Origin of the sequence: Cryobacterium sp. N21 (genome assembly GCF_002929575.1) — a bacterium.
In the GTDB taxonomy this organism is placed as follows: domain Bacteria; phylum Actinomycetota; class Actinomycetes; order Actinomycetales; family Microbacteriaceae; genus Cryobacterium; species Cryobacterium flavum.
The window spans coordinates 116,059-130,264 of sequence record NZ_PJJQ01000035.1; the positions used below are offsets into that span (position 1 = coordinate 116,059).

The window sequence follows — 14,206 nt, forward strand, 5'->3', positions numbered from 1 at the left end:
AGTCTGGCCGAGGGATAACCCTCGGCGAGGCGAGCTTCCGCTCAGTGGAAGTTTGGTCCCGGCAGGTCGCTTCCCAGTGAAGGGGGCACCAGATCGGGACGCTGCAAGTCGGTCATAGTTGCGATGATCATGTCGCCGACTAGCCGCCGGTAGTAGGAGTGCCGCTCGGGTTCGAGCAGGTCACGCCCAAATAGGGTGCGAAACGTATAGCGGTTGGACACATGAAAGAAGCAATAGGCGCTGATCATGACATGGACGTCGAGCGCGTCGATGTCGGTGCGAAACTCCCCCGCAACCGCGCCACGGCGGAGCAGGTCCTGTAGGGCATCGATCGCGGTCGAGTTGAGATCGTGAATGACCGTCGACTTGCTGATGTGCTGGGCGCGATGGATGTTTTCGATACTCACGAGTCGAATGAAATCCGAGTGACTGGTGTGGTGGTCGTAGGTGAACTCTGCGAGCGCGCGTAAACCGTCTATCGGTGACAACTCAGCGACATCGAGTTCGCGTTCGACCGTTCGAATGAGCGCGTAGGCCGTTTCCATCACCTGCAGGTACAGGCTTTCCTTCGATTCGAAGTAGTAATAGATCATGCGCTTGGTGGTGCGCGTCAATTCCGCGATGCGGTCGACGCGGGCTCCGGCGAATCCGCTAGCGGCGAATTCAGCGGTAGCGACTTCGAGGATCTCTCGTTTCGTGCGTTCCGGATCGCGGCGGTTTCCGCCGTCCGCCGGTGTGATCGCGGTCATAGTGCTCCTTCGTACCCTCGCCGAATCCGTTCTCCGGTGGGGGAATCGGCCGACGCAGCCGCCGATTCCCCCACCCTACGCGGGGTGCACTGTTACACAGTGACCCGCGATGCCTGCTCAGTGCTAACTTGCTTCAGCCCGAGCTGACTCATCGGCGTCTGGAAGGTTTCCTTTGCCGTCGCGACGGCGATCACGTTGATGAGGCAAATGATCGCCGTAATCACGGCCACGATGAACCAGGCGTTGGCTCCGTCGCCCGCCACTGCGATCGCGATGGTGGGGGCGAAACCGGCGACCGCGAATCCGATCTGGGTTCCAATGGCCATCCCCGACAAACGCACGGTAGCCGGAAACATCTCGGCGTAGAACGCCGGCCAGACGGCCGAGGTAGCGGTGTAGACAAAGCCGAACATGCCGATTCCGACCAGAAAAATGAGTGGATAATTCGCGATCGCGATGGCATAGAGATAGGCGAACATGAGCGCCGCGCAGCCCAGCGAGCCTGCGATGAAAACGGGCTTTCGTCCGACCCGATCGGAGAGCATAGCCCACAGCGGAATCGTGCCGAGCGCGGCGACATTGGCGAGCACGCCGACCCACAGCATGGTGGTTCGGTCCAGGCCCACGGTGTTCACCGCGAAGCTCAGTGCGTAGACCGTGAAAATGGTACTGACCGACGCGATCAGGGCTGCCGCGATAACGCGCAGGACCCCGCGCCAGTGGTCGCGGAACAGTACCCGCACGGGAACCTCGGCGACGACACCCCCGGCGACTTCCGCCGTGAATACCGGGGTTTCGTCAAGCGTGCGGCGAATCAGGAAGGCGACGACGATAACAATGGCGCTGATCCAGAACGGGATTCGCCAGCCCCAGCTGAGCAATTGGGCCTCGGGCAGCAGCGCCACAGGAATGAAGACGGCGGTGGCGAAGATCTGACCGGCCTGGGTGCCGCTGAGCGTGAAGCTGGTGAAGAACGCGCGGCGATGGTCAGGGGCGTGTTCCATCGACATGGAATTCGCACCGGCCTGCTCTCCACCAGCCGAGAACCCCTGGGCGAGGCGCAGCAGCACGAGCAGTACGGGTGCGGCGACGCCGATCTGCTCGTAGCTCGGGAGGAACCCGACTAGCACTGTCGAGATTCCCATGAGCAGCACTGTAAGCACGAGTACCTTCTTGCGCCCGACGGTGTCGCCGAGGTGACCGAGAACGAGGGCGCCGATCGGGCGGGCGAGGTAGCCGACGCCGAAGGTAGCCAGGGCGAGCAGGGTGCCGGCCAGCGGGTTGCTGTCGGGGAAGAATACGCGGCCGAAGACCAGTGCCGCAGCGGTGCCATAGATGAAGAAATCGTAGTATTCGAGAGCGCTGCCGATCCAGGCTGCGGCGGCGGCGCGGCGCGGGTTGGCCTTTGTGACGGCGGGTGCGGTGCTCGGGGTTGATCCAGGGGTCATCATTGATCCTCTTGTCAGTTATGTCTGAGTGTGGTCGGTGCCGGGTGGAACGGTCCTAGTCGGTCGGTCTCCCCCGCTCCTCGGCGCGTTGCGACGCAAGCCGCACTGGGGCGTTGGCTGCGCCGTATCCGTCGTAGCCCCGGGTTCGTTGCACGATCTCGAAGAAGACCTGGCCGATCGGCATCGTGTAGACGTGGAGAAAATCGCCCCGGTCGTCACGGTCGAAGAGAATCTCAAGCGAGCGCAGAGTCTCGACTCTCTCAGCACCCAGGTCAAGCCGGGCGTCGAGGTCCTCGTAATAGTTCTGTGGAATCGGCAGCAGTCGGGTGCCCCTGGCCCGAAGCACAGAAACTGTCGCGACGAGATCGTTCGTGTGCAGTGCAACGTGGTTGGGGTAAACCTCCGTCTCCCCTGGCTGCAGCGGCGTCACGTTGAGAGCGAGACGGATGCCGCGGTCGGCTGTGACGAGGCTGCGGCTGCGGACCAGCCCGGCTTCGCCGGCGAGGTCGAGGCTGTCGGACACGGTGAGGCCGAGGATGCTCTGATAAAAGAGGACGGCCTCGTCGGCGCGCTGCCAAGGCTGCACCAGCGCGATGTGATCCACGTGTGTGATGCCGGTGTGAGGCAGAGTCGAAGACGCGGTCGGGATGCTGGCACCCGGGCCGAATTCAGCCAGCCAACCAGGGGTCTCGCCGGCGCGTTCGCTGAAATACACCTCCGTGCCGTCAGGCGCCAGGATACCGTTGAGAATGTCTTCGTCAGTGGCGCGGTCCCGGGGCAGCAGATGTGAGCGCAGGGCGACTGCCCGGGCGGACGCACACTGGACGTTGGAGACCTCGAACCCAATGGCCGCGACGCGCGGTCGCGTCCCCTCGAGGTCGCCGTTCACGATGATGTGCACATCGGCCTGCGACCAGAGCTGGGCGTTCTTGCGCTGGTGCTTGCCCCGGTGGATGAAGCCGAGTTGTGTCAGGAGGTCGTCGACTGCGGATCCATTGCCCGGTTGCACCTCGATGAAGCTGAAGCCGCGGCTGGCATCGACGCGGGGCAGCCCGGCAAGGAGGGCAGGAGCAGGCACAACATCAGTCACGGCAGATTCCGTCACAGCGAGCGGGAGCCGGGCCGCGCGGGCCGCGTCCTCGAGCAACACGAGGGAACGCCGGGCGTCTCGGGCGGTAACCCCGGGGTCGCCCTGCCGAAACACATCGTTGAAGACCTCCAGGGAGAGGGGTCCCTGGTATCCGGCGTGCACAACTCGGGCCACGAAATCAGCGAGGTCCCAGCTGCCCTCGCCCGGGAACAATCGGAAGTGCCGGCTCCAGCTGAGCACGTCGAGGTTCATGAGCGGGGCATCCGCCAACTGGCAGAAGAAGATCTTCTCACCCGGGATGGTTGCGATCGCGCCGAGATCGCTTCCGCGGGACAGAATGTGGAAGCTGTCGAGGCAGACGCCGAGGGCGTCATGGTCGACCTGCTCGACCAGGCGCCAGGCGTGGTCGTAGGTGGAGACGAATTTTCCCCAGGCGAGCGCCTCGTAGGCGACGCGCACGCCGTGTTGTGAGGCCAGCACCGCCAAAGCTCCAAGCTGGTCGACGGCAACCGATTCCCCGGGGAGAGTAGCGGTGCCCACATTGGAGCACAGCAGCATGGTGTCAACGCCAAGACGGTTCATGAGCTCAAATTTGTGATCAGCGCGGCGGAGGTTGCGAGCGAGTTGGTCTGGTGCGACTCCTTCGAAATCACGGAACGGTTGGTAGAGGTCGATCGAGAGGCCGAGGTCGGCGGAGCGGGCCACGACCTCCTCCGGTGACATCCGACTCGTGACCAGGTCGAGTTCAAACAGCTCGTAACCGTCGAATCCGGCATCGGCGATGGCCGTGAGCTTGTCGCCGAGCGACCCGCTGATGCACACGGTCGCGATAGAGGAGCGCATCAGACCCGCCCCCAGGCCGCAACGACGCGTGAGGCCGCGCCGTCGCCGAGCAGTTCCAGGAAATGCGTGCGCATGCGTATTGCGTCGGGTTCGGAACCGGTGATCAAGCGGATGCTGTCGACGGCCTGGCCCACAGCCATACGTCCTCCGTCGAGCACCTCGTGGCCAAGCGAGCGTGCCGCTCGCAACAACTCAGTATCGATCGGGCGGTAGACGATGTCGGCGACCCACGCAGTCGCGGCGAGCGCGGTCACGTCGACGGGAAGTCCGGGGTGTTCCTTCATGCCGGTCGGGGTAGCGTGCACGACGCCATCGGCGGTGGCCAGATCGGTGTGCAGGGAATCCGTGGTGCTCACGCACACCTCCTGGTCGGGAAACAGCGGAGCATAGGCGTTGACCAGGGCTTGTGCGCGCTCGGGCAGCACGTCCACGATCGCGAGCCGGTGCACGCCGAGTGTCAGCAGCGCGTAGGCCGTGGCGCTGCCGGCACCACCGGAACCGAACTGCACAATGCGGTTGCGCCGCGCATCGGGAAGTCCGGTGAGCAGGGCTGAGCGAAACCCGGTCCAGTCCGTGTTGTGACCGATCAGCCGACCGCTCTCGATGAGCACCAGGTTCACGGCACCGATGTGTTCGGCGGCCGGAGTGAGCTCGTCGAGGAACGGGATGACGATTTGTTTACAGGGGTGCGTCACGTTGAGGGCTGCAAAGCCCTGCTCGCGCGCTTCCGCTAGTATCGCGCCGACCTCTTCCGGCGCTCGTCCCGATTCGAGCAGGTCGAGAATGCGGTATTCGTAGTCGAAGCCGAGGTGGCGACCCTCGCGCTCGTGCATCGGCGGGGTCAACGATGCGGTGATGCCCTCGCCGATGAGCCCGACGAGAAATTCGGTCGGCGCAGTCATTCGACAGCCCCTGCCGTGTTGTGGAAGGCATCCACTTGGGCTACCCGGCTAGCGAGCAGCTCCAGGGCAAAGTCGTAGCCCTTGGGACCAGCGCCGACGATTACAGATTCTGCGATGTCAGACAGGAAGGAGTGGCGGCGGAACGGTTCACGCGCGTGCACGTTAGTAAGGTGCACCTCGACCATCGGCAAGGCCACGGCCGAGATCGCATCGCGGATTGCGACCGACGTGTGGGTGAATGCGCCAGCGTTGATAATGATTCCCGCTGCGCGCTGACGCATGGCGTGGATCGCGTCGATCAACACGCCCTCATGGTTGCTCTGCACGAATTTGACGTCCACGCCCACCCGCTCAGCCGTACCGGAAATTCGTTGTTCGAGGTCGGCGAGGCTGGTGGTGCCGTACTTCGCCGGCTCTCGGGAACCGAGCAGGTTCAGGTTCGGTCCGTTCACCACGAGCACGAGCGGGCGTTCGGGCCGGTCGGAAATCGTCATTGATTCATGTCCTTGGTTATGAGGTTTATTAAGTACGGACTAGTTAGTACATTATGGAAATGGTGGACCTTCTTGTCAAGGCCCCGGGCAAGGTTCGACTCGAATGTGACCAAGAGCAGGCGTCTCGCGGTCCGAGCAGGGGCAAGATTAAAGCAGGAGGCCGGTGTACTGCTCGGCGAGCATGCACTGGGCGAGCGGCGAGTGGGTGACGTAGTCGAGCTGGCCGAGCTGGCTGCGGTAATCGAACGCGCCGGTCTGCAGATCGCCGGGGCTGGTGTGCAGCATCTCGGTCATCCAGCGGGAGAACTGTTGCACCCGCCACTGCCGGGCCAGCGCGGTCTCGCTGTACCGACCGAGCAGCGTCTCGTCTTGGGCGTAGAAGGCGGTGAGCGCGCTCGCGAGCTGGGTGACGTCGGAGATGGCCGAGTTGAGGCCCTTCGCGCCGGTCGGCGGCACGATGTGGCCGGCGTCGCCGACTAGAAACAGGTTGCCGTAGGCGAGCCGCGACGCCACGAAGCTGCGCATCGGGGTGATCGATTTGTCGGTGATCGGGCCTTGATTCAGGGTCCAGCCGGGCGTGCCGAGCCGGGTCTGCAGAGCTTCCCAGATGCGGTCGTCCGACCAGTTCTTGATATCGTCGGCCGGATCGACCTGCAGGTACAGCCGTGAGACGACCGGCGAGCGCATCGAGAGCATCGCGAAACCATCTTCGTGCAGCGCGTAGACGAGTTCGTCCGAGGACGGTGCCACGTCAGCGAGAATGCCGAGCCAGGCGTAGGGGTAGCTGCGGTCGAACAGGGTGATTTCTTCGGCAGGGATCGACGCGCGGCAGATGCCGTGAAATCCGTCGGCACCCACCACGAAGTCGGCGTCGATGGTGTGCGCTTCGCCATCGTGTACGAAGGTCACGCTCGGGTTCTTCGTGGTGAGCGAGTCGACGGCCACATCGGAGGCTTCGTAGTAGATCGTCGATCCGGCCTGCTCGTGGGCTGTGACGAGGTCTTTCACGACCTGCTGCTGGCCGTAGACGGTGACCGTGCGGCCGATCAGCTCGTTGAAGTTCACATTGTGTCGCTCACCGGCATATTGCAGAAAGATTCCGTCGTGCTGCAGGCCCTCGGATGCGAGGCGGTCACCCAGCCCGAGGCGGGTCAGGGTCTCGACCGAGCCCTGTTCCAGCACGCCGGCGCGGATGCGCCCCTGCACGTAGTCCTGCGAGCGGTTTTCGACGACGATCGAGTCGATGCCGGCATCACGCAGGGCCCAGCTCAGGAGAAGTCCGGCTGGACCGGCGCCGATGATAGCGACGCGGGTTGTTTCGTGGGGCACGGGTTCTCCTAGCGACGATGACAGGGGGTGTTGCGATCAGTGTGCCGGTCTGGGCCAGACGCTAATGGACGTATTCCACTCAGTGAAAGTTGAGTTGTCGATGGGCTTTGGGTGGCTACTGCTGGGCACGCCGGTAGCCGAGGGCACGGCTGACACCCTGCGCGGCAACGCGCACGGCCCGCTCCTGCTCGGGGTTGGCGGTGTCAGTGGTGCGGATCACGATCGACACGGCGGCCACGACCAGCCCGGTCCGATCCCGGATCGGAGCGGCAATCGAACTGGAGCCCAGCGTCATCTCCTCGGACATGCGGGCCACGCCGGTCAGACGAATCTCGGCCAGTCGTCGGCGCACGGCGTCCGGCTCTGTCACCGTGCCGGGAAGAAAGCGCTCCAGACTCGTTGCCAGATAGTCCTGCACGACATCGGTTGGAGCGTGTGCCAGGAGCACGAGGCCAACCCCGGTGGAGTGCAGCGGCAGACGCGCACCCACCCGTGAGGTCAGGCGAACAGCGTGGTGCCCGGATAGCTTCTCCAAATAGAGAGCATCTCGCCCGTCAAGAATGGCGAGGTGCACGTGTTCCCGCGTCGTCTCGTAGAGGTCTTCCAGATAGGGCAGCGCGATCGTGCGCAGGTTGCGGGCCGTCGGAGTCTGCACGCCCAGCTCCCACAACTTCATGCCGAGCGAATACTGGCCATTGTCCTGGCGGGTCAGGCCGCCCCAGCCGACCCACTCCGCGACCAGCCGATGAGTGGTCGAGAGGGGAAGGCCGACGCGTTGGGCGATCGCCGTGAGGGAGAGTGTGAAGGACGTCGCCCCGGCGGGCGTGGCGAAGGCGTCGAGGATGGCGAAGAGTCGCGCCGCGACGGAACGATCGTCGACCGTTACGCCGTTCTCGGCGCCGCTCGTGCGTTTCTGTGCTGGTTTTCCGCTCATCACCCGCCACGCTACCGGTTGCTTCCACTGAATGGAACCCGTCGGTGGTTACCGGCATGCGCTCCACCCGTTGTGCGCCGCGCGGCCGGCCTGGCTGCCGGCACTGATCTGCAAGGTCGGGTCCACGACGCTCTCCTATCGACTGAGCTGCATTGAGGACCTGCACGCCATGCTCACAGAGAACGGTGATTGGGTCGAGCTGGGTACCGCCGACGAGAAGAAGGCGGCCAAGCCCGACACCGTCGAGGCCTGGGGTCGCGCGGAGAGCAACCCGGTCGGAGGCTGGTACGGCCTGAAGAACGGGTTTCGCGGTCGTTTCGGCATGTACGTTCCGCCGTTGCTCGAAGCCCTCGGCCTTGCCGAGGGCGAGCACAACCCGCGCAATAACCGGATGCGCGCGCTCTAAGCACTGTCGGGTCGCGGCCGTCCGGGCGAGCGTCGGCGCTGGGCGCACGTTGGCTCGCCTGGCGAAGGTTTGATCCTGCGCCCAGCCACGAAACCTGCGCCCGGCCACGAAACCCCGACCACCCCAGAGCGGATGCCCCGCTTGGCCCTACGCGCGCGCGTGCGCCTCCAGCAGCTGCCGCTCGGCCCGCTCGAGGTACTCGACCATGAGCGCGGCGGCCTCGGTGCGCGCACCCGCCTCGAAACGCTCGAGGATTCCCGCGTTCTCGTCAACATAGGGCGCGTGGAACAGCGGGTCAGCGACCATGGAATGAAATACCAGCCGCATCTCCGCGAGCACCTGAGCCATCTGCCGACTCAATCTCTCGCTGCCGGCCAGCGCCACGACGCCGGCATGAAAGTTCTGGTTGGCGCCGGCCATATCGGCCACAGAGCTCCGTGACCGGGCCAGGCGGGCGCGCTCGATCGCGGCGTGCAGGGCATCCGTTGTGGGGCTGGCCGACCATAACAACGCCGCCGGTTCCAGAAAGCGCCGCACCCGGTAGATCTCACGGATGTCATCGGCGGTCGGTCGTGCCACGAACACACCCCGGTTCGGGATGCGCGCCACCATGTGCTCGATGGCGAGCGTCGCAAAGGCCTCCCGGAGGGTGTTCCGGGAGACGCCGAGGAGATCGCAGAGCCGCTCCTCCGACAGCTTCGTACCGGGAACCAACTGCCCGGCGGCGATGCGCCCGCGCAGCACCTCCGCGGCCCAGCTGCCGGTCTCGGCGTGGCGCACCTTCGCGCCCTGACGCCGCAGGTCGGCAAAGATCTGGTCGAGAGTCATTCCCCCAGAGTAGCGATTGGGCCGCTCAGGTATCGATGCGAGCGATGGCCTCGTTCAGGGCAACGTTGTCTCCCGCGGCCACGAGCACACCGCCCAGCGTTCCCGAGCGGTGCGCCACGACGGTCGATTCCATCTTCATGGCTTCGAGCACCAGAAGAGGATCGCCCGCGGCCACCGTGGAGCCCTCCTCGACCAGCCATTTGACCACGGTGCCGACCATGCCGGAGTGGAGCTCGGCCGGGTCGGATTCGTCGATCACCGGCGCCGCGACAGCGGGAGCGCCGTGCACGAGGCCGCCCAGCAGGCTCTCTGGCAGCCCGAGCGCCACCCGACGCCCGTCGAGTTCGATCGTGATGGTGCGGCGGCCCACCGGCGCGGCGGCCGGGGCGAGCGAGGGGTCGGCCGCGAGCTGCTCGGCGAATTCGGTCTCGATCCAGCTCGTGTACACGCCGAGCCGGTCAGGCCCGGTGAACGCCGGCAGGTCGACGACGGCGCGGTGAAAGGGCAGCACGGTCGGCAGCCCGGCGATCTCGAACTCGGCGAGCGCCCGGCGCGCCCGGCGCAGGGCCTGCGGCCGGTCGGCGCCGGTCACGATGAGCTTGGCGAGCAGCGAATCGAATTGCGGCGCCACCGAATCATTAGAGCGGATGCCCGCATCCACCCGGATTCCCGGCCCCGTCGGTACGGTGAACGTGGTTACGGTGCCCGGCGCGGGCAGAAAGCCGCGGCCCGGGTCCTCGGCGTTGATGCGGAACTCGAAGGAGTGGCCGCGCGGCACCGGGTCTTCGGCAACCGGCAGCTCTCCGCCGGCGGCGATGGCCAGCTGGGCAAGCACGATGTCAACGCCGGAGGTCTCTTCGGTGATCGGGTGCTCCACCTGCAGGCGCGTGTTCACCTCGAGAAAGGAGATGCTGCCGTCCTCGGCCAGCAAATACTCCACGGTGCCGGCGCCGGCGTATCCGGCCTCACGGCAGATGGCCTTCGCCGAGGTGTAAATAAGATCCCGCTGCTCAGCGGTGAGAAACGGTGCCGGCGCCTCCTCGACCAATTTCTGGTTGCGGCGCTGCAGCGAGCAGTCGCGGGTGCCGACGACGATCACCCCGCCGTGCCCGTCGGCCAGAATCTGCGCTTCGACGTGCCGGGGCCGGTTCAGAAAGCGCTCAACGTAGCATTCGCCGCGACCGAACGCGGCCATGCTCTCGCGCACGGCGGAGTCGAACGCCTCCTCGATCGCGTCCAGCTCCCAGACCACCTTCATTCCGCGGCCGCCACCGCCGAACGCCGCCTTGATGGCGACCGGAAGGCCGTGTTCCTCGGCGAAGGCACGCACCTCCACAGCGGTCTCGAGGGTGCCGTTCGAGCCGGCCACGAGCGGAGCGCCGACTCGCACGGCGATTTCGCGCGCCGACACCTTGTTTCCCAGCAACCGGATGCTCGCCGGGCTCGGGCCGATCCAGATCAGCCCGGCATGCTGCACGGCCTGGGCGAAATCGGCGTTCTCGGAGAGAAAACCGTAGCCGGGATGCACGGCGTCGGCACCGGCCCGCCGGGCGATGGCCAACAGTTTCGGCACATTGAGATAGGTGTCAGCTGGGCTGTCACCGCCCAGCGCGTAGGCCTCGTTGGCCATACCCACGTGCAGGGCGTCGGCGTCGACATCCGCGTAGACAGCGACGGAGGTGAGCCCGGCATCTGAGCAGCCACGAATGATGCGCACGGCGATTTCGCCACGGTTGGCGATGAGTACTTTCTGCACGGTTCAGCTCTCGTTTGAAGGAATTGGAGTGAAGCGGATGCGCGCGCCGGTTCCGAGCTGCGCCGCCCGGTCCAGGTCGGCGTGCAGGACGACGCCGAGCACCGGGTAGCCGCCGGTGACCGGGTGGTCGGCGAGAAACAACACCGGAACACCAGACGCCGGCAGCTGGATGGCGCCGGAGACGGTGCCCTCACTCGGCAGTTCGCCATCCCGCGCACGTTCCAGCGCCGGCCCGTCGAGGCGCAGACCGATGCGGTTCGACTGAGCGGTGACGCTCCACTCGGAGCGATCGAAATCGGCGAGCGTGTCGGCGCTGAACCAGTCGGCGCGCGGGCCGGGCACGTACCGCAGCACGGTGACCTCGGCCGGCGGGGCCGGCGACGGTTCGGCGGCACCGACCACGCTGGTCGGCGGGGCCGGAAGCACCGGCAGTTCGGCACCTGCCCTGAGGGGCGCCGGTCCGATGCCGGACATCGAATCGGTGGAACGGCTGCCCAGCGTGAGCGGCAGGTCCAGGCCGCCGCGCACGGCGATATAGCTGCGTACGCCCCCGAGCGGGGTGCCCAGGCTGAGTTGTTCGCCGGCGTGCAGCGCGAACGGGGCGTCGGTGGGGACGACGCGGGGGGCGGCATCCGCTTTACTGATCGTGATCAGAACGGATGCCCCCGCCACCGCGAGTACCTGCTCGGTACGGGCTTCGAGCACGAGGCCGCCGAGGGCGTTTTCGAGCACAGCGGCCGAGCCGGGGTTGCCGACCAGCCGGTTGGCGCGGCGCAGGGCGCCACGATCGAGGGCGCCGGCGCCGGCCACACCGAGGTGGGCGAGGCCGGGGCGGCCGAGATCCTGCACGGTGGTTTGCAGGCCGGGCTGCACGACGACGAGGTCCCCGGGGCGCTGTGCCTCCGCCATCGAGGCCGTCGAGGCCGTCGGAGCGACGCGCAGGAACTCACGCACGGCACGAAACTGCACCCGGTTGCCGGGTTGCACCAGGGCCGGCTGGTCGCGGTCGAGGTTCCACAGGGCGGCGTCGGTGCGGCCGATCAGCTGCCAGCCGCCGGGACTGACCCGCGGATACACGGCCGAATAGCCGTCGGCGAGCGCCACCGCGCCGGCCGGCACGGCCTTCCGCGGGGTGGCGCGCCGGGAGACGCGCAGGCGGTCGTCGCTGACGAGGTACGCGAAGCCGGGGGCGAAGCCGCCGAACGCGGCGGTCCACAGCTGACCGGTGTGCGCCGCGATCACGCCGCCCTGGCTCAGGCCGGTGAGCTCGCCAACCTCGGCGAGGTCGTCCCCGTCATAAATCACGTCGATGGTCACGAGCCCGTCGTTCCCGGCCTGAATCGCGCGCGGTTTTATCGCGCGCAGCCGGGCAGCAAAGCTGCGGGCCGCTGTTGCCGAGTCGGCCGTCACGAGCACGGTTTCAGCGGCCGCGACGACATCGACCTGCCCGGGCAGCGGATGCTCACGCAGCGCCTCATACAATCCGAGGACCTCGGTGAGCGTGCCGAGCGGCACGAGCACCGCCCGCTCACCCACGGCCCGGATGGATCGAATGGGGGTCGGCATCCGCTAAACGAAACTGGCGATGGACACGCCGGCGGCCAACAGCGCGGAACGCACCGCTGCGGCGAGCCGCACGGCGTCGGGGGTGTCGCCGTGCAGGCAGATGCTCGCTGCCGGCACCGCGATGACCGAACCATCGACGGCGACGACGGTGCCCTCGAGGGCGAGGCGCACGACCTGCGCCGTCACCGCGTCGACCGAGTGCAGCACCGCGCCCGGCAGCGTGCGTGACACCAGGCTGCCGTCGGGGTTGTAGGCACGATCGGCGAAGGCTTCGGCCACGGTGCGCAGGCCCGCGGCCTGGGCAACTCGTTCGATCTCACTGTTCGGCAGCACCATGAGCGGCAGGGCCGGGTCGACGGCGAGCACGGCGTCGACCACGGCGCGGGCCTGCACCGGGTGACGAGCGATCGTGTTGTACAGGGCGCCGTGCGGTTTCACGTACTGCACCCGCGTGCCGGCCGCGCGGGCGAGGGCCTGCACCGCGCCGATCTGGTAGATCACGTCGTTGCCGAGCTCAGCCGCATCCATCTCGATGAACCGGCGGCCGAAACCGGCCAGGTCGCGATAGCCGGGGTGCGCGCCCACCGTCACGCCAGCAGCGGCGGCAGCAGCGCAGGTCGCACGAATAGTCGTCGGGTCGCCGGCGTGGAATCCGCCGGCCACGTTGACGCTCGTGACCGAAGCGATGATGGCGGCATCGTCGCCGAAGGTCCAGTTGCCGAAAGATTCTCCGACGTCGCTGTTCAGATCGATCGTTGCCATAGGTTCTATGCTGCCGTATCGGTCGGCTTCACGAGGGCGGATGCCGACAACAGCGCATCCCAGGCGAAGGTCGCCAGCCAGTGCGAGGACATGAACTCCTGCGCGACGACGGCCTCGAGTCCGGCCCGCAACAGCGGTTCCCTGGCCGCGGTCAGGGCCGCCACTGCTGGTGCCGACTCCGGCGCCCGACCCAGCGCACGCAGAATGCGTGCCACCTGCCCGGCGCGGGAGAGGTTCAGCCCGTGCAGGTGCACGAGGTAGCCGTCGGTTTCATCGGTGACCCGAAACGGGCGCACGATGCGTGAATCGGCCGTCAAGCTGGGCAGAAAGGACACGAACCAGGCGTCGAATTGCTCGGGCGCCAGCACCCGGCGCAGCAGGTCTGCCTCGCTCAGACCGGCGGAAAGAAAGTCCTGGCCGCTCATTTCCCAGTCGCCGGGCCAGTCGGCATCCGCTTCGAACCAGGCGAGGGTCGCGGTTTCACAGGCCGCAGCAGCGTCGGCGCGGCCGAGGGCTCGAAAAGCGTCGAGCATCAAGCCAAGCCCGAAAGCCGTATTGGTGTGCAGACCGTGACGCACCGGCCATTCGGCCTTGCCCGCCCAGGCCACGAACAGTTCGGCCACAGTGTCGACGATCGGATCGAGAGCGGATGCCCACCCGCGAATCTCGGCGTCGGTCGACGCCGCGCAGGTGGCCGCGAGCCGCACCAGCCAGGCCCAGCCGTATGGGCGTTCCCAGCTGGGGTTGGCGAGCAGGTACGCGCCCTCGACGCGCAGCTTCTCCACCGTGAGGTTGGCGCCGATCGCTTGACGGAGGGCAGCCTCCCGCTCACTGTCCAGACCGTGCTCGAGCAGCATCACGCCCAGGGCGTGCATGTGCACGCAGGAATGCCAGTCGAACGAGGTGTAGAACGACGGGTGGATCTGCTCGGGCGTTGGTCGATCATCCGCTGAATGCGTGGTGTGGTGCGCCGAGTGCGGGTAGGGCCTGGCCAGATTGTCGAGAACGACATCGGCGTAGGTCGGTGCCAGCCCAGCCAGCAGTGCGGGTGCGTCGAGAACGGTTGATGCGTCGGGCATGGTGCTCCACTTCGTTGTGC

At 66.6% G+C, this 14,206-nt stretch carries 13 protein-coding genes; 1 reads left to right on the top strand and 12 read right to left on the bottom strand.

What is annotated here, in order from left to right; all coding sequences use genetic code 11:
- Positions 1 to 41: 41 nt before the first annotated feature.
- The 7 genes from CXY77_RS14900 to CXY77_RS14930 form a co-directional block, all read right to left on the bottom strand.
- Complete coding sequence (locus tag CXY77_RS14900; RefSeq protein WP_092341583.1) at positions 42 to 749, bottom strand: TetR/AcrR family transcriptional regulator; 708 nt, start codon at positions 747 to 749, stop codon at positions 42 to 44.
- Between the two features lie 92 nt (positions 750 to 841).
- The gene (locus tag CXY77_RS14905) at positions 842 to 2,197 is read right to left on the bottom strand and encodes an MFS transporter (RefSeq protein ID WP_233197440.1); all 1,356 of its coding nucleotides are present in this window, start codon (positions 2,195 to 2,197) and stop codon (positions 842 to 844) included.
- Between the two features lie 55 nt (positions 2,198 to 2,252).
- Positions 2,253 to 4,130, bottom strand: coding sequence for a bifunctional sugar phosphate isomerase/epimerase/4-hydroxyphenylpyruvate dioxygenase family protein (locus CXY77_RS14910; protein WP_104130384.1), 1,878 nt, complete (start codon positions 4,128 to 4,130; stop codon positions 2,253 to 2,255).
- Positions 4,130 to 5,032 (bottom strand): shikimate dehydrogenase, encoded by a 903-nt coding sequence (locus tag CXY77_RS14915; RefSeq protein WP_104088569.1) that lies wholly within the window; start codon positions 5,030 to 5,032, stop codon positions 4,130 to 4,132. Before CXY77_RS14915 ends, CXY77_RS14910 begins: the two co-directional genes overlap by 1 nt.
- Positions 5,029 to 5,526 (bottom strand): type II 3-dehydroquinate dehydratase, encoded by a 498-nt coding sequence (gene aroQ, locus CXY77_RS14920; protein WP_092341579.1) that lies wholly within the window; start codon positions 5,524 to 5,526, stop codon positions 5,029 to 5,031. The genes CXY77_RS14915 and aroQ overlap by 4 nt, the downstream gene beginning before the upstream one ends.
- 147 nt (positions 5,527 to 5,673) lie before the next feature.
- Entirely contained in the window at positions 5,674 to 6,855 is a 1,182-nt protein-coding gene (locus CXY77_RS14925; RefSeq protein WP_104088571.1) for a 4-hydroxybenzoate 3-monooxygenase, read from the bottom strand.
- A gap of 115 nt (positions 6,856 to 6,970) precedes the next feature.
- On the bottom strand, positions 6,971 to 7,789 hold the full coding sequence (locus CXY77_RS14930; protein WP_104088573.1) for an IclR family transcriptional regulator: 819 nt from the start codon (positions 7,787 to 7,789) through the stop codon (positions 6,971 to 6,973).
- A gap of 31 nt (positions 7,790 to 7,820) precedes the next feature.
- On the opposite strand from CXY77_RS14930, the gene CXY77_RS14935 reads away from it, so the two are divergent.
- Positions 7,821 to 8,195 (top strand): DUF6855 family protein, encoded by a 375-nt coding sequence (locus CXY77_RS14935; RefSeq protein ID WP_233197441.1) that lies wholly within the window; start codon positions 7,821 to 7,823, stop codon positions 8,193 to 8,195.
- A gap of 147 nt (positions 8,196 to 8,342) precedes the next feature.
- Here CXY77_RS14935 and CXY77_RS14940 read toward each other — a convergent pair whose 3' ends face one another.
- Genes CXY77_RS14940 through CXY77_RS14960 form a run of 5 tightly spaced genes read right to left on the bottom strand, consistent with a single transcriptional unit; the run spans position 8,343 to position 14,186 of the window.
- Positions 8,343 to 9,023 (bottom strand): GntR family transcriptional regulator, encoded by a 681-nt coding sequence (locus tag CXY77_RS14940; RefSeq protein WP_104088576.1) that lies wholly within the window; start codon positions 9,021 to 9,023, stop codon positions 8,343 to 8,345.
- A 25-nt stretch (positions 9,024 to 9,048) separates the two neighbouring features.
- Entirely contained in the window at positions 9,049 to 10,779 is a 1,731-nt protein-coding gene (locus tag CXY77_RS14945; RefSeq protein ID WP_104130385.1) for a biotin carboxylase N-terminal domain-containing protein, read from the bottom strand.
- A 3-nt stretch (positions 10,780 to 10,782) separates the two neighbouring features.
- Entirely contained in the window at positions 10,783 to 12,345 is a 1,563-nt protein-coding gene (locus CXY77_RS14950) for an urea amidolyase family protein (RefSeq protein ID WP_104130386.1), read from the bottom strand.
- Between the two features lie 3 nt (positions 12,346 to 12,348).
- A complete protein-coding gene (locus tag CXY77_RS14955) occupies positions 12,349 to 13,107 on the bottom strand; it encodes a LamB/YcsF family protein (RefSeq protein WP_104088581.1) in 759 nt (252 codons plus the stop codon).
- 5 nt (positions 13,108 to 13,112) lie between these two features.
- Entirely contained in the window at positions 13,113 to 14,186 is a 1,074-nt protein-coding gene (locus CXY77_RS14960; RefSeq protein WP_104088582.1) for a DUF2891 family protein, read from the bottom strand.
- Positions 14,187 to 14,206 lie beyond the last annotated feature (20 nt).